The 14261-nt window shown below is 68.6% G+C and carries 15 protein-coding genes; 10 read left to right on the plus strand and 5 right to left on the minus strand.

Features of this window, described 5'->3' with window-relative positions:
* Window positions 1-47 precede the first annotated feature (47 nt).
* Together AC1DGC_RS06140 and AC1DGC_RS06145 are read left to right on the plus strand one after the other, a co-directional pair.
* On the plus strand, window positions 48-617 hold the full coding sequence (locus AC1DGC_RS06140; protein WP_259206884.1) for a superoxide dismutase family protein: 570 nt from the start codon (window positions 48-50) through the stop codon (window positions 615-617).
* Between the two features lie 53 nt (window positions 618-670).
* The gene (locus AC1DGC_RS06145; RefSeq protein WP_259206883.1) at window positions 671-1306 is read left to right on the plus strand and encodes a superoxide dismutase family protein; all 636 of its coding nucleotides are present in this window, start codon (window positions 671-673) and stop codon (window positions 1304-1306) included.
* 131 nt (window positions 1307-1437) lie between these two features.
* Here the strand turns inward: AC1DGC_RS06145 and AC1DGC_RS06150 are convergent, their stop codons facing one another.
* A complete protein-coding gene (locus AC1DGC_RS06150) occupies window positions 1438-2325 on the minus strand; it encodes a hypothetical protein (RefSeq protein ID WP_478047433.1) in 888 nt (295 codons plus the stop codon).
* Between the two features lie 92 nt (window positions 2326-2417).
* On the opposite strand from AC1DGC_RS06150, the gene AC1DGC_RS06155 reads away from it, so the two are divergent.
* Together AC1DGC_RS06155 and AC1DGC_RS06160 are read left to right on the plus strand one after the other, a co-directional pair.
* A complete protein-coding gene (locus AC1DGC_RS06155) occupies window positions 2418-3713 on the plus strand; it encodes an acetyl-CoA C-acetyltransferase (RefSeq protein WP_449335169.1) in 1296 nt (431 codons plus the stop codon).
* A gap of 53 nt (window positions 3714-3766) precedes the next feature.
* A complete protein-coding gene (locus AC1DGC_RS06160; RefSeq protein WP_478047434.1) occupies window positions 3767-4495 on the plus strand; it encodes a hypothetical protein in 729 nt (242 codons plus the stop codon).
* A 232-nt stretch (window positions 4496-4727) separates the two neighbouring features.
* On the opposite strand, the gene AC1DGC_RS06165 is transcribed toward AC1DGC_RS06160, so the two are convergent.
* From AC1DGC_RS06165 to AC1DGC_RS06175, 3 genes are all read right to left on the minus strand, one after another.
* On the minus strand, window positions 4728-6062 hold the full coding sequence (locus AC1DGC_RS06165) for a heme biosynthesis HemY N-terminal domain-containing protein (RefSeq protein ID WP_478047435.1): 1335 nt from the start codon (window positions 6060-6062) through the stop codon (window positions 4728-4730).
* The gene (locus tag AC1DGC_RS06170; protein WP_478047436.1) at window positions 6059-7048 is read right to left on the minus strand and encodes a uroporphyrinogen-III C-methyltransferase; all 990 of its coding nucleotides are present in this window, start codon (window positions 7046-7048) and stop codon (window positions 6059-6061) included. Before AC1DGC_RS06170 ends, AC1DGC_RS06165 begins: the two co-directional genes overlap by 4 nt.
* 111 nt (window positions 7049-7159) lie before the next feature.
* Window positions 7160-7936 carry a uroporphyrinogen-III synthase gene (locus AC1DGC_RS06175; protein WP_478047437.1) on the minus strand — a complete coding sequence of 259 codons (777 nt, stop codon included), beginning with the start codon at window positions 7934-7936 and terminating at the stop codon, window positions 7160-7162.
* A 43-nt stretch (window positions 7937-7979) separates the two neighbouring features.
* On the opposite strand from AC1DGC_RS06175, the gene AC1DGC_RS06180 reads away from it, so the two are divergent.
* The 5 genes from AC1DGC_RS06180 (at window position 7980) to AC1DGC_RS06200 (ending at window position 11094) form a co-directional block, all read left to right on the plus strand.
* Entirely contained in the window at window positions 7980-8450 is a 471-nt protein-coding gene (locus AC1DGC_RS06180; RefSeq protein WP_259206869.1) for a YiiD C-terminal domain-containing protein, read from the plus strand.
* A gap of 30 nt (window positions 8451-8480) precedes the next feature.
* A complete protein-coding gene (locus AC1DGC_RS06185; RefSeq protein WP_259206867.1) occupies window positions 8481-8909 on the plus strand; it encodes a hypothetical protein in 429 nt (142 codons plus the stop codon).
* Between the two features lie 80 nt (window positions 8910-8989).
* A complete protein-coding gene (locus tag AC1DGC_RS06190; RefSeq protein ID WP_259206866.1) occupies window positions 8990-9427 on the plus strand; it encodes a rhodanese-like domain-containing protein in 438 nt (145 codons plus the stop codon).
* 105 nt (window positions 9428-9532) lie between these two features.
* Window positions 9533-10048, plus strand: coding sequence for a protein-export chaperone SecB (secB, locus tag AC1DGC_RS06195; protein WP_259206865.1), 516 nt, complete (start codon window positions 9533-9535; stop codon window positions 10046-10048).
* Between the two features lie 20 nt (window positions 10049-10068).
* Window positions 10069-11094 carry an NAD(P)H-dependent glycerol-3-phosphate dehydrogenase gene (locus AC1DGC_RS06200; RefSeq protein ID WP_259206864.1) on the plus strand — a complete coding sequence of 342 codons (1026 nt, stop codon included), beginning with the start codon at window positions 10069-10071 and terminating at the stop codon, window positions 11092-11094.
* A 271-nt stretch (window positions 11095-11365) separates the two neighbouring features.
* Here AC1DGC_RS06200 and AC1DGC_RS06205 read toward each other — a convergent pair whose 3' ends face one another.
* Window positions 11366-11938 (minus strand): OmpO family porin, encoded by a 573-nt coding sequence (locus AC1DGC_RS06205; RefSeq protein WP_259206863.1) that lies wholly within the window; start codon window positions 11936-11938, stop codon window positions 11366-11368.
* A 1054-nt stretch (window positions 11939-12992) separates the two neighbouring features.
* Here AC1DGC_RS06205 and AC1DGC_RS06210 point away from each other — a divergent pair.
* Entirely contained in the window at window positions 12993-14261 is a 1269-nt protein-coding gene (locus tag AC1DGC_RS06210; RefSeq protein WP_478047438.1) for a TraB/GumN family protein, read from the plus strand.

Genomic DNA, 14261 nt, shown 5'->3' on the forward strand with positions numbered 1-14261 from the left:
TGGTGCGTGGACGCGCACGCCGCTAGTTTGCAACCAAGGAGTTTTCCATGCGCAGTTCCCGTATCGCCCTCGTTGCCCTGGCCACGCTCGGTCTCGCCGCCTGTGGCAGCACGCCGCCGACGCGTCCGACCGCTCCGCCGGCAGTGCCGCTGGTGAGCACCGCGCGCATGGCCGAAGCCAACCTGGCGCCAGCGTCGGCCAGCCTGGTCAGCGGCCGGTTGGCGCTGGTGCCCGATGCGCAGGGCGTGCACATCACCGGCATGATCGGTGGCCTGCAGCCACTGCAGGTGGCCGCCTTCCACGTGCACGAGCGCGGTGACTGCAGCGCCGTGGATGCCAGCAGCGCGGGCGCGCATTTCAATCCGACCCTGCAGCCGCATGGTCGCAACAACGGCGGCATCCACCACGCCGGCGACATGGACAACCTGCGCGCCGATGCGCAGGGCCGGGTCAACGTGGATGTGCGCCTGCCAGCGGTTACCCTGGGCGGCGGCGCAGCCACCGACATCGCAGGACGTGCACTGGTCGTGCACGCCAATGCCGACGATTACCGCAGCCAGCCGGCCGGCAATGCCGGCGCCCGAATCGCCTGCGGCGTCATCCGGGTCATGCGCTGAACGCGCACCCCACCGACGTCGCTTCTTCCATCGCTACCCGCAAGGAGATCCACATGCGTCTTATCCACACCTCGCTGTTCGTCGCCATCGCCGCGCTCGGCCTGACCGCCTGCAACAAGCCGGCCGACACCACCCCGGAGGCCACCCCGGCCGCCGAAGCCACTGCCGCGCAGCCGACCGCCGAAGCCACCACCGACGCCCCGCCGGCCATGACCAGCGAAGCGCACGCCAACCACGGCGCCGTCGCCGAACTGGCCCCGACCAAGGACAGCACCGCCAAGGGCAACGTGACCTTCAGCGTGGTCGACGGCAAGGTCCACGTGAAGGGCCAGGTCAGCGGCCTGAAGCCGAACTCCGAGCATGGCTTCCACATCCACGAGAAGGGCGACTGCAGCGCGCCGGACGGCGCCAGCGCCGGCGGCCACTTCAACCCGTCCAAGGAAGACCACGGCAATGTCAGCGCCACCCCGCACCATGGCGGTGACATCCCCAACATCAAGGCCGACGCCCAGGGCAATGCCGTGGTCGATGCCGACGTGTCCAGCAACGTCAACATCGGCAAGGGCGACGATTTCGACATCATCGGTCGCGGCCTGATCGTCCACGCCGACGCGGACGACTACAAGACCCAGCCGACCGGCAACGCTGGCGCCCGCCTGGCCTGCGCGGTCATCAACGCCGCGCCGTAAACCGACGCAGCGCATGAAGAAAAACGCCGGCGCAAGCCGGCGTTTTTTTTGTGCGGGTGGAGCCGCGCCATGCGTGGCTGCGACGGCCGCCCATCCCCTCCGCGGGGCGCCGGCCAACTGCCGGCAGCACGTCACTTCGTCAACAACGCGCGCGCATCCTGCCCGGCTTCGCAATGCACGAACAGCACCGGCAACCCGTGCGCTTCCAGCACCGCGGCCATCTGCCGCTGACGCATCAGGTACTGCTCGTAGATGCCCTGCAGGCGATCGCAATCGCCGGTGCCGTGGTTGTAGAACGCACACCAGCCGGCCGGATCGAACAGCGCCATCCGCACTTCGCCATCGGCGTATCGAAGCAGCGGCTCCGGCATGCTGTCCAGCCACTGCGCATCCTGCGGCGCCATCAGCGCCGTCTCGATCAACGGCCACAGCGCGGCCAGGCCCTGGTTGTCGTACTGCATGGACATCATCGCGGCGAGGTCGTTCACCGTGAAGTAGCGCGCATGCTCGATCTGCGCGCCGAAGGCGGTCTGCGCCTGCAGCGCGGTGTCGGGCTGGGCCATGCCCTGGGCCAGCAGCACGTCTTCCAGCGCCTCGGCCACGGCCTGGGTCTGGGCCACCTCGGTGCCGGTCAACAGGAACGGCACCACGCGCAGGCCACCGCCGGTGAGGGCGGCATCGGCCTGGAACGGCAACGGCACGTCGCCGTCGGCACCCGCGCCAAAGGCCAGCATGCGTGGGCCCTGGTTGCGGCCCGGGGCGCGCATCTGCAGTTCTTCCAGGCGGCGGTGCACCGGCCAGCCGGGCCGCAGCACTTCAGCAGGATCGAAATGCGCGCCGGCGAACACGAAGTCCAGCCCGCTCACGCCGGGGACCAGTTTGGCCAGGTCGCGGCCCACGCGTTCGGCCAGTTCGCCAGCCTGTTCGGAGGACAGCGCGGCATGGCGCGGCGCGTCGCCGCCGGCCAGTTCCAATGCCAGTACGCCTAGGGCATTCATGCCGGGGTCGGGTTTGCTCATGGTTTCACGGTTGGCCCATCACAGGGCGGCAGCTACACTTGCCCCCATTATGCCTGCTCCTTCGTGCAGGCCATGTTGCAGACACCCCTCCCATGCCAGGTATCTCCATGCCCAACGCCCGTCCCGTCGCCATCCTCGGTGGCGTCCGCATCCCGTTCTGCCGCCAGAACACGGCCTATTCGGATGTCGGCAACCTCGGCATGTCGGTACGCACGCTGGGTGCGCTGGTCGAGCGCTTCGGCCTGCACGGCCAGCAGCTCGGCGAAGTGGCGATGGGCGCGGTGATCAAGCATTCCAGCGACTGGAACCTCGGCCGCGAAGCCACGCTGTCCTCGGGCCTGTCCCCGCTCACCCCGGGCATCACCATGCAGCGTGCCTGCGGCACCTCGCTGGACACGATCATCGCGGTGGCCAACAAGATCGCGCTGGGGCAGATCGAATCGGGCATCGGTGGCGGTTCGGACACCACCTCCGACGTGCCGATCGTGTACGGCAAGAAGCTGCGCGCGCGCCTGCTGGCGGCCAATCGCGCCAAGTCCACCGGCGACAAGCTCAAGGCGCTCACCCGCGGTTTCAAGCTCAGCGAGCTCAAGCCCGAGTTCCCCGGCGTGGCCGAGCCGCGCACCGGCAAGAGCATGGGCGACCACTGCGAGGACATGGCCAAGGAATGGAACATCTCGCGCGACTCGCAGGACGAGTGGGCGGTGTCTTCGCACAAGAAGCTGGCCGCCGCCTATGAGCGCGGTTTCTTCAACGACCTGATCGCCCCGTTCCGTGGGGTGGAGCGCGACAACATCCTGCGCGCGGACACCTCGCTGGAGAAGCTGGCCACGCTCAAGCCGGCCTTCGACAAGGTCTCCGGCCGCGGCACGCTGACCGCCGCCAACTCCACCCCGCTCACCGATGGCGCCTCGGCGGTGCTGCTGGCCAGCGAGGAATGGGCGCGTGCGCACGGCCACGAGCCGCTGGCCTACCTCCGCGATTCGCAGGTGGCCGCGGTCGATTTCGTGCATGGCGAGGGCCTGCTGATGGCCCCCACCATCGCCGTGCCGGAGATGCTCAAGCGCAACGGCCTGACCCTCCAGGACTTCGACATCTACGAGATACACGAAGCCTTCGCCGCCCAGGTGCTGTGCACCCTGCGCGCGTGGGAAAGCGAAGATTACTGCCGCAACCGTCTTGGCCTCGACGCCCCGCTGGGCCGCATCGATCCGGCCAAGATCAACCCGCTGGGCTCCTCGCTGGCCACCGGTCATCCGTTTGCCGCCACCGGCGCGCGGGTGATCGCCACGGCCGCCAAGCAGCTGGCCGAACGTGGCGGTGGCCGCGCGCTGGTGTCCATCTGCACCGCCGGCGGCATGGGCGTGGTGGCGATCGTCGAACGTTGAACACCCGGCGCGCAATGCGCGCCTCCCCATGGAAAGGCGCCAAGGAGCAGGGAATGCACACACGCCACATGCCATACCGCGGCCTGATTGTCCTGGCCGCACTGTCGCTGGCCGCACCGGCCAGCGCGTTGACCTTCATGAAACAGGCCTTCGAGTGCCCGATCGGCGGCGAGCGCTTCGAGCAGACCACGCCGAGCTCGGGCACCTCGTTCGGCAGTGAGTTCGATGCCCGCCCCTTCGGACCGATCTCCTCGCCGTGGCGGCTGCCGCAATGCCCCGGCAATGGGATGATCATCTACGATCCGGACCTGGATGCGGCCAGCGTGCGCAAGCTCACCCCGTTCGTGCTCGGCAAGCAGTACCAGCAGTGGCGCACCACCGAGACGCCTTACTTCCTGGTCGCGCAGATGATGCAGTTCCTTGATGCACCGGTGGCCAACCAGGCCTGGGTGATGCTGCAGGCCAGCTGGGAGGCATCCCCGGCCCAGTATCCGCGCTATGCCGGCCGCGCGCTGGCGTTGTACGAGCAGACCTGCCCGGATGCCGCGCCCGGCCCTGGCCCATGGCAGTTCTGTCAGATGATCCGCGGCGAACTGGAACGACGCCTGGGGCGCATGGACGCCGCGCGTGTGCGTTTCCAGCGCCTGGGGCCGCAATTGCGCGCCCAGCCGCTGGACGAGGCCGATGAGCAGCAGATGCGCTTGGACGTGGTCGCCGAGCAGCTGCGCCTGATCGAGGCGGGCAACCGCCGCCCTGCGCGCCTTCCCGACAAGGACCGCTGAGCCGGCGGCGCGACGGCGCCGCGCACACGGAAAAGGCCGCCTCTGGCGGCCTTGATCTTGGTCCGAAGCGGGCCCGGCTGAGCGCGCCGGAATCGGTCCATGGACGTTTTCGCTGGCCTGGCCGCGCAGGGCAACCGCGCCTCGGAGGCGCGACCGCCGAAAGCGGCGTAGCAACGCAACGGATGTGATCCACCACGAGGGGCGCACGGCGGCGCCCCCGTGTCGGCGCGCCTTACGGCAGGCGCGGGTTGCCGAATGCGTCGCGCTCGTCGCCCACGCGGTCGTGCACCACCAGCGGCGCCGGTTCACTCATCAACGACTGTTCCTCCACCGTGGCGCGTTCGGGAATCACCGCATCCAGCGGTGCCGCCAGCGGCGCACTCGCGCGCGCCAGCGCGATGCTGTCATCGCCACGCTGCTGGCGCAGCGCGTTGGCGAAGCACTGCGAGGCCAGCGCCGGCTCACCACGATCAAGGAACACCTGCCCCAGCGCTTCCCACGCGGCCGGCCCGGCGCCTGCGGCTATCGCGCGGTGCAGGTAGTCCTCGGCCTGGGTGTGCTGGCGCTGGCGCGCAGCGACGCGGCCCAGGGCCAGCAGCAGCGCCGGGCTGGCCGGCTGGTTGCCCAGCCAGCGCTGCAGGTTGGCCTGGCGGGTGGCCAGCTTGTCCACCGGCATCTGCCCGTACAACGTCACCAGCGATTCGTCCCAGCGCGTGTCCAGCGCCTGTTCCAGGTTGAGCAGCGCCGGCTCGTCCCACTCCAGCGCCACCGCACGCAGCGCGTAGGCCGAGACCACGTCCGGATCGCTGCGCAGTGCCTTCGGCGTGGCTTCCCATTGCGCGGCCAGCGCGTTCACGTCGCCCGCTTCCAGCAGCGACTGCGCGGCCAGGCGGGTTTCCAGTTCGGCCACGGCCTCGTCCGGCAGCACCTTCTGCTTGCGCAGCGCGCCCAGCTGGCCGTAGGCCTCGTGCGCGCGTTCGGCACGTGCCAGTGCTTCGGTGCGCAGCCACAGGCCGCGCGGTGGCAGCGGCTGGATGGTCGCGGTATCCAGCAGGTTGATCGCGTCCACCGGGCGCTCCTGCTGCAGCAGGCGCTCGGCCTGCAGCAGCGCGTGCAGGGTGGCGTCCTCGCCCGCCAGGCGCTGCAGGTACTGGTTGACCGCAGCCTGGTCATCGCGCGCTTCGGCGCTGCGCACGGCGGTCACCATCGCCACCGCGCTCACTTCCTTGTCTTCGGCGGCGGTCGCCAGCAGCTTCTCGGCGCGCTGCCACTGGCCCTGTTCGTGCGCCTGGATGCCTTCGATCAGGCGGGCGCGGCCCTGCTTGCGGCGGTAGCGGCCCCAGGCCCGGAACGGCGAGGCCAGCAGGCTCCACAGCAGCCACAGCACCAGCAGGCCCACCAGCACCATCAATGCCACCTGCGGCACGGTGGAACGGTAGTCGTTGCCGCCGTAGCGGTAGATCACTTCGCCAAACTGGCGCAGTTGCTCGGTGCCCAGGAATTGCGAGGCGATCACGCCCAGGGCCACGGCCAGCAACAGCACTACTAGGGATTGGAAGGGCTTCATCGATCATCTCCATCGCGCATCGAGCGCAGTTGCTGCAGGGTGCTGCCCAGTTCGGGCAGCGCGGGCTGCAGCACGCGCATGCGCAGTTGCTGCAGTTCAGCACGACGCTCGCGCAGGGCGGGTGAATCCGGCCACAGCCGCGGCAGCCACAGGGCAACGCGGTCCACCGCATGGGTGAACCCCGGCTGGTCGCCGCGTTCCACCGCCGCGCGTGCCAGGGTCAGTTCCAGCTGCAGTGCGTCCCAGCCGGTCACCCGTTCGGCGTCGGTCAGCGGGCCCTGCGTGTGGGTGGGGGTAATGGTCACGAACGGCGCCAGCACCTGGTGCCACCACGGCGTGGCCGCCTCCGCGCCGGGCACCGCATCCACCTGCTGCGGCAGCCGCTCCAGCGCCTTGGAGAACGCGGCCAGCTGCGCGGCGGTGCTGACCCGCACGCCGGGGCCGAGTGCATCCACCGCGTTGCGCTCCTGCATCAACGCCTGGCGCACATTGAGGTAGTCGTTGCCCGGGACGTCGGCCAGGGTGCTGGCGGCCAGTGCATACAGGCGCTTGGCGCCCTCCACGTCATCCGCATATGCCAGGCGCTGGGCGGCCTGGCCCAGCAGCAGTTCGGTCTCTTCCAGCTGCAATGCCTGCGCGCCATGCCGGGTGCTGTCGGCGAGCTTGGCCAGGTTGTCTTCCAGCAGCGCGCTGCGCTGGCTCAGGCCCAGCATTTCATCGCGCAGCACGCGGTTGGTGGCGGCGGCATCCTGCACGCGCTGCGAGGTCGAGCGCTGGTCGCGGCGCAGCGCCTCCACGCTGTCCACCAACCCCTGCAGCTGCAGCCCGGTATCGGCCTGGCGCTGCAACTCGCGGGCCTGCTCGGCCTGCCAGCGGGTCCAGCCCCAGGCCACGCCCGCGCCCGCGCCGATCACCAGCAGCACCGCAAGCGGGGCGATCCAGCGCACGGAGGGGGAGGGGGACGGGGGCAAAACGGGGTCGTTCATGCGGGCGGCATCCTTATCGATCGCGCCGGGGCATCCACAAGCTGGCGAGCGATGTGGTGCACAGCATCGCCCGCCGCCCGCGCGGCCTGCAAGGCCGACTGCGTCGCCTGTTCAGGAAGTTGCGGTAGTGATGATCGCAGCGTGTGCGGCCTGCGCCAGCTGGCGTGGTAGGGGCCCCTCGGCCAGCCGTACCCGTGCGAAGCCGGCGGCCCGGGCCTGCTCGGCCAGGCGTGCGCTGGCGGCCACCACCACCGCCTCCCGCAGCGGCGCCTGCAGGTCCTGCGGCAACGCGGCCAGCAGCAGCGCCAACGCCTCGCCACTGCTCAGGGCCAGCACCCAGGGCGGCGCGCTGTGCCGCAGCCGTTGCAGGGTGCGCGCCGGCAGTGCCAGCGGCACGCGCTGGTATACGTCGGCGCGATGCAGGTGCGCGCCGCGCTCGACCAGCGTGGTTGCGATGATCCCGCGCCCGCCCGGGGCAGTGACCAGCCCGGCCTCCAGGCCGCGCAGGTCGGCCAGTGCCGGCAGGGCCAGCAGGCCTTCGCTGTCCATCCGTGCGGGGGCCTGTACCTCCTCGGCCCCGTGCATGCGCAGCGCTGCGGCGGTACCGGCGCCCACCGCCAGCCAGGTGCCCGGGTGGGCGCCCGCCAGCGGCTGCAGGCGCGCGGCCGCGTGGACCGCCGCCGGGCTGCTGAACACCACCCGCTGCGCGGCCAGCGCACGGCTCAGCTGCGCGCGGGTGGCCGCATCGGCGCGCACCTGCAGTGCCCACGGCGACAGCGCCAGCACGCGCGCACCGGCGGCCTGCGCGGCGCGCCGCAACGGCGCGTGCTGGCCGCGCGGGCGCAGTGAAATCAGGGTCCACTCCGGCACATGTGCATCACTGTTCATTGCGGGCATTATGCGAGCCCTTTGCCGTTGTGTTGTCGTGTCGATGTCCACTCCTCTTTCCCTGCCCGCCCAACTGGCCGAACTGCAGCACGTCCTGGACCGGATGCCGCCGGTGGCGGCGATGCAGATCCAGGTCGTCTCCTATGCCGATGGCATGCTGGACCTGCGCGCGCCGCTGGCGGCCAATGTCAACGACAAGGGCAATGCGTTCGGCGGCAGCCTGGCCTCGGCCCTGACCCTGTCCGGCTGGGCGCTGGTGACCTTGCGCCTGCGCCTGGCCGGATTCGATGCCGATGTCTACGTGGCCGACAGCCACGTGCGCTACCTCGCCCCGGTCTACGCGGACCTGCACGCCCAGGCACAGGCCGCCGACGAGGCCGACTGGGAAGGCTTCCTGGCCACGTTCGCCCAGCGCGGCAAGGCCCGCATCGGCGTGCTCGCCCGCCAGCCGGGCACCGACGGCAAGCCCGCCGCGGAACTGACCGGCCGTTTCGTTGCCTTCCCAAGGCGGTAGGATGGGCGCCTTGCCGATGGGGGAATTCGCATGCGCCGTACGCTTCAGATCCTGCTGCTGACCACCTTGATGCTGGCCAGCGTGGCGGCGCTTGCCGCCGGGCTGAGCCGCAAGCAGCGCAACCTGCTCGAGGAAGCCCAGAACGCCTACGGCGCCACCATCCGCTGGGGCAGTGCCGAGGATGCCATCGGCTACCTGGACCCGGACTACCGCAAGGCGCACCCGCTGACCGAGCTGGAGCTGCGCCGTTACAGCCAGATCCGGGTTTCCTCCTACCGCGAGCGCAGCACCGGTGCCATGCCCGACGGCAGCGTGGAGCGCCGAGTCGAGATCGGGGTGATCAACGTCAACACCCAGGCCGAGCGCCTGGTGCTGGTGCGGGAAGTGTGGCGCTGGGACGCCGAGGGCAAGCGCTGGTGGCAGGCCAGCGGCCTGCCGGACCTGTGGCCGGAATCCTGAATCCGGGCGCCGGCCGGGGCTGGACGCCGATTCGCCCGCATGTGCGACAATCGGCCCCCGCTTATCGACCCGTGATCTGAGTGAATTACGAAGAGTTGCTGGCCTTTGCCGGCCGAAACCCGATGTTGTCGATGGCCCTGGTCGGCCTGACCGTGGCCATCATCGTCACCGAAGTCCGCCGTCTGTTCCGCGGCTTCAAGTCGCTCAAGCCGGCCGAACTGACCCACCTCATGAATGCCGGTGGCGCGATCGTGGTGGACCTGTCCTCCAGCAGCGATTTCGAAAAGGGCCATATCGCCGGCAGTCGCAACGTGCAGCCGACCGCGTTCGGCCCGGAGCACAAGCTGGTGGCCAACGCCAAGCAGAGCCCGGTGGTGCTGGTATGCCGTACCGGCAATGCGTCCGAAACCGCCGCCAAGGCGTTGAAGAAGGCCGGTTTCGAGCAGGTCCACGTGCTCGACGGCGGCATTCCCGCCTGGCAGCAGGCCGAGCTGCCGCTGGTCAAGGGCCGCAACTGATTTGACCTGGATCGCGCCGCACGCCTTGTGCGCGGCGCCACACGCCCCCATCGCAGGGCATGTAACAATCCGCCTTATTGCACTTAATTTCTGGAGCTACAGGAAATGTCCGAAGAGAACACCAACGGCGCCGTCGCGCCGGCCGACGCCGTCACCGGCCCCGCGTTCACCGTCGAGAAGATCTACGTCAAGGACGTTTCCTTCGAGTCGCCCAACGCGCCGGCCGTGTTCAACGACGCCGTCCAGCCGGAACTGCAGCTCAACCTCAACCAGCGCGTGCAGCGCCTGGGCGAGAACGCCTTTGAAGTCGTGCTGGCCGTCACCCTGACCTGCAAGGCCGGCGAGAAGACCGCCTACGTTGCCGAAGTGCAGCAGGCCGGCGTGTTCGGCCTGGTCGGCCTGGACCCGCAGTCGATCGACGTGCTGCTCGGCACCCAGTGCCCGAACATCCTGTTCCCGTACGTGCGTTCGCTGGTCAGCGAGCTGATTCAGGCCGGCGGCTTCCCGCCGTTCTTCCTGCAGCCGATCAACTTCGAAGGCCTGTACGCCGAAACCCTGCGTCAGCGCCAGGAGCAGGGTGAAACCTCGCTGGCCGACTCCGAGCCGGCCGGCAACGCCTGATCGGCGCTGCGTTCGTTTCGATGAGCACCCACGCAGAAAAGATCGCGGTCCTCGGCGCCGGTTCCTGGGGCACGGCGCTGGCCAGTCTGCTTGCCCGGCACGGTCATTCGACCGTGCTGTGGGGGCGTGACGCGGCCATGGTCGAGGCCATCGACCAGCGCCACGAGAACACCCGTTACCTGCCCGGCATTCCCTTGCCGGACACGCTGCGCGCCACCACCGACCTGGCCGCCGCGGTCCGCGACGCCACCTGGATCCTGGTGGTGGTGCCGTCGCACGCCTTCGGTGAAACCGTGCGCGCGCTGGCGCCGCTGCGTCCGGCCGATGCCGGCGTGGCCTGGGCGACCAAGGGCTTCGAGCCCGGTTCGGGGCGGTTCCTGCACGAAGTGGCGCGCGAGGTCCTCGGACCGGACGTACCGCTGGCGGTGGTGACCGGTCCGTCGTTCGCCAAGGAAGTCACCCAGGGCCTGCCCACCGCCATCACCGTCCACGGTGATGCGCCGGAGTTCGCCCAGCAGGTGGCCGATGCGATGCATGGCCCGGCCTTCCGCGCCTACACCGGCGATGACATGGTCGGCGCCGAACTCGGCGGTGCGATGAAGAACGTGCTGGCCGTGGCCACCGGCGTTGCCGATGGCATGCAGCTCGGCCTCAACGCGCGTGCCGGCCTGATCACCCGTGGCCTCAACGAGATGCTGCGGCTGGCCGCGGCGATCGGGGCCAAGCCGGAAACCCTCATGGGCCTGGCCGGGCTTGGCGACCTGGTGCTCACCTGCACCGGCGACCTGTCGCGCAACCGTCGCCTCGGCCTGGCGCTGGGGCGTGGCCAGACCCTGCAGGACGCGGTGCGTGAAATCGGCCAGGTGGTGGAGTCGGTGCAGACCGCCGACGAAGTCATGCGCCAGGCGCGTCGCCACGGCATCGACCTGCCCATCTCCGATCGGGTCCGCGCCGTGCTGCACGGCGAGCAGACGCCGGAAGAAGGCCTGCGTGCGTTGTTGGCACGCGAACAGAAACCGGAATACCCGGACACGCTGTTCAAGTGATCCACGAAAAACCCCGGCCATCGCCGGGGTTTTTTTGTAGCCGCAAACACTGCCCAAAACACGGCCCCGGAAACGAACACACCCGGCACGAGGCCGGGTGTGTTCGTGGCTTACCGACGAGGTAGCAACCAGGGGTGCCGACCGGTGGTCGGCGGCCATGCGCGTGGAAGACGCGCCGGCCTTGCATAAGTGAAGCCCGGCCAGGCCGGGCTTCATGACGCGCGGGAGAGAGGTCACGCGCCATCCAACAACGTACTGCGGTGTGGCGGTCTTACCAGGTGAAGCGCGGGCCGACGAAGTATTCCTTGTCGCCACCCTTGGCCAGCTTCACTTCGCCGGCCAGACCCCAGTTCTGGTTGAGCTTGGCCTGGGCGCCGACGCGGCCGTAGAACTCGCCGTCCGGGTTGATGCCGTGCTTCTTGCTGTAGTCCTCGTAACCGGCCATCACGTAGCCTTCGAAGTTCGGGGTGAACGCGCTGCGCACGCCGACTTCGGTTGAGTAGCCGTTGAAGTCCAGGCCGCGCTTCGGATCGAACTTCTGGTAAGCCACGCGGGCGACCAGGTCGGTGGTCGGGGCGATGCCGTAGTTGTAGCCGACACCCACCTTCCACTGGTCCACATCATTGCTGCCGCGCTTGGTTTCCTGCGCGTTGTAGTCACCGAAGACATGGAAGTTCGGCGCCACCGCGACCGAGCCCTTCACGGCCCAACCATCCGCGTCGCCACCCTTGGCATCGGTGTTCACGTAGCCGCCTTCAACATAGTTGTACGACAGACCGTCGGTTGCCGAAGCAGCGAACGGCAGTGCAGCGAGCAGACCCAGGGCAAGCAAAGAAGTCTTCATATCGGGACACACCTTTAATTATTTTGGTTTCGTCGGCCGCCCCCCGGGGGAGGGGAGAGAGGGGCGGTCGACAGGTGTTAATTATTCATTTGCCGTCCCAATCGCTCCTGAATATTGAACTGACCGGTACATGAATGAAGCGCGGGTTCAGGGAACTACGGGGTGAGATATAGCCGCGCCCATGCGCGTACCGACTCCTGCACCGACGAGGCGACTTCCGAACACGGATCTTGAGCGCGACGCCGGGTTTCGACGTGGTCTTGCGTCGGCGTTGGGCCCCCGCAAACCGTACATGTCAGTCGCGTCATCTCACGCTTCCTGCGCCAGTCTGAAGCTGACGATCTACAGGAAACATTCGAGGACTGACCTGCCTCCAGCCGGCGCTGGCTGTTTAGTCCGTGCCCTCGTACCAGGGTTGCCGACGCATGTCGAACGACGGTGCCGATTGCGGTCGGAGTCTGATTCCTCCACTCGTTTTTGAGCGAGGTTCGAAAGGATTTCGACGAGGGAGTGAGAAGAACAAGCAGCGTATTTTTGGCACTGGAAAACACGTGTTTTCTTGAAGCGCTCATGAGGGAAGTCCTGCCCTACACCTCGACGCGGTACCGTCCTGATCCCGCGCATGCAGTGGGCAATACAAGCTGGCGCCGCTCAAGGCATCGCCACTGTCCGTTCCTGGTCGGAAGCAGGCATCACGCTGGAAAGGCGAGCGCAACATCATTGGCGCAGGAGCGCCGATCCAGACCCGTACCTGTATCACGCCCGTCCATGCACTGGACCGCGGCTGCATGATTCGCCCTGCCGGATGAGGGACAGAAGCGCGTAAGCCCATGCCCAGACGCCGGACCGTCCAGCGTCGTTCGACCTCGCCGGGAATGCATCAACGCCTGTGGAAAAGCCGCGAGCGCCTGCTCTACACTGGCCCGCCGTCCGTCCTCCTCGCGTCCTTGCCCCATTGAATGGGGGCGCGGCAGCGAAGGCGACCGTGACCGCGATCTACCCGCGTTTTCCAGCGATATCCGCAAAGCCGATTCATCCAACGGGGATAAGCGATATGAGTCTGAAGTCGATTGCGGCGGCACTGTCGCTCACCACCATGTGCGCGGTGTCCGCCCATGCAGAAAACGCTGCGCCGCTCGCCTTCGCGGATCGCCTGGCGCAAGCGCGGTCGTCGCTGACCGTCCGGCCGGAGGGCTTCTCGGGTCCGGGCGCTGCGATCCTGGCGGACGCGGTCAACGCCAGCCGGTACGTGCTCATCGGCGAGAGCCATTTCTCGCGGGAGATCCCGGCCTTCACCACCAACGTCTGTCGGTTGATGGCGCCCGGCGGCCTGACCGCCATGGCCGTCGAGACCGGGCCGGAGGCCGCGGTAGCGGTCAATGCACGGCTGAGAGCGCCGGACCGGGAACAGCAGATTGCGGACTTCCTCACCGCCCATCCGGACGTCATGGCGTTTCTCAACAGCCGCGCCGAAGGCCAGACGGCGGCCGATTGCGCCGCCGTCGCCGGGCAGGACTTCAGGCTGTGGGGACTGGATCAGGAGTTCCTGGGCGTCAGTGGCTATCTGTTCGAACAGATGCTGGCCGCCAATCCAGGGCCGCACGCCCGCGCCCAGATCGAGGCGTTGGCCAGACAGGAAAGGACGGCCGTGCAGGCCGCGCTCGCCTCCGGTTCGCCCATGGACCTGTTCCTGTTGACGGCCACCGATGCGACGCTGGACGCGGCGGGGACGGCCATCGACAAGGACGGTGGCGAGCGGGCAAAAGCGCTGTTTGCAGCCTTGCGCGAAACACGCGCCATCTACCAGGCCTCGCAATCTGGCCGTGGCGATCCGAACGGACGCCGGGCGCGGCTGATGAAGCGAACGCTGGCGGCCCATCTCGCCGAGGCGCCGCAGGCGCGCGTGCTGATGAAGTTCGGTGCCTATCACCTCTACAAGGGCTACAACCCCCTCGGCCAGCGCGACGTGGGTAACTTTGTCGCTGAACATGCCGACGGCGAGGGCGTGCAGGCCGTGAACATGATCGTGGTCGGCGCGAAAGGCGTGGAGGCCGGGTACAACGGGGTCAGTCGCCCGATGAAGGTGTACGACTTCGACGCGACCACGGGCAAGGGCAGCGACTGGCGCAAGGATGTGATGTCGGCGCGTCCCGCGGACACGGCACCGGGCGACTGGATCCTGGTGGATCTGCGCCGTTTGCGCAGCAAGGATATGGACGCCCTCACCCCCGAATGGCGCGAGCTCATCCGCGGCTACGACTTCGCCATCGTGGCGCCGACACTGTCGCCGTCCACCAAGCTTGGGGCGGACGCCGCCCCCTAG

Source organism: Stenotrophomonas sp. 05N37, assembly GCF_056397365.1.

Excerpts from the sequence above, each read along its gene's own strand:
- AC1DGC_RS06140 (WP_259206884.1), top strand. The coding sequence starts at position 48 with ATGCGCAGTTCCCGTATCGCCCTCGTTGCCCTGGCCACGCTCGGTCTC.
- AC1DGC_RS06145 (WP_259206883.1), top strand. The coding sequence starts at position 671 with ATGCGTCTTATCCACACCTCGCTGTTCGTCGCCATCGCCGCGCTCGGC.
- AC1DGC_RS06150 (WP_478047433.1), bottom strand. The coding sequence starts at position 2,325 with ATGAGCAAACCCGACCCCGGCATGAATGCCCTAGGCGTACTGGCATTG.
- AC1DGC_RS06155 (WP_449335169.1), top strand. The coding sequence starts at position 2,418 with ATGCCAGGTATCTCCATGCCCAACGCCCGTCCCGTCGCCATCCTCGGT.
- AC1DGC_RS06160 (WP_478047434.1), top strand. The coding sequence starts at position 3,767 with ATGCACACACGCCACATGCCATACCGCGGCCTGATTGTCCTGGCCGCA.
- AC1DGC_RS06165 (WP_478047435.1), bottom strand. The coding sequence starts at position 6,062 with ATGAAGCCCTTCCAATCCCTAGTAGTGCTGTTGCTGGCCGTGGCCCTG.
- AC1DGC_RS06170 (WP_478047436.1), bottom strand. The coding sequence starts at position 7,048 with ATGAACGACCCCGTTTTGCCCCCGTCCCCCTCCCCCTCCGTGCGCTGG.
- AC1DGC_RS06175 (WP_478047437.1), bottom strand. The coding sequence starts at position 7,936 with ATGAACAGTGATGCACATGTGCCGGAGTGGACCCTGATTTCACTGCGC.
- AC1DGC_RS06180 (WP_259206869.1), top strand. The coding sequence starts at position 7,980 with ATGTCCACTCCTCTTTCCCTGCCCGCCCAACTGGCCGAACTGCAGCAC.
- AC1DGC_RS06185 (WP_259206867.1), top strand. The coding sequence starts at position 8,481 with ATGCGCCGTACGCTTCAGATCCTGCTGCTGACCACCTTGATGCTGGCC.
- secB (WP_259206865.1), top strand. The coding sequence starts at position 9,533 with ATGTCCGAAGAGAACACCAACGGCGCCGTCGCGCCGGCCGACGCCGTC.
- AC1DGC_RS06200 (WP_259206864.1), top strand. The coding sequence starts at position 10,069 with ATGAGCACCCACGCAGAAAAGATCGCGGTCCTCGGCGCCGGTTCCTGG.
- AC1DGC_RS06205 (WP_259206863.1), bottom strand. The coding sequence starts at position 11,938 with ATGAAGACTTCTTTGCTTGCCCTGGGTCTGCTCGCTGCACTGCCGTTC.
- AC1DGC_RS06210 (WP_478047438.1), top strand. The coding sequence starts at position 12,993 with ATGAGTCTGAAGTCGATTGCGGCGGCACTGTCGCTCACCACCATGTGC.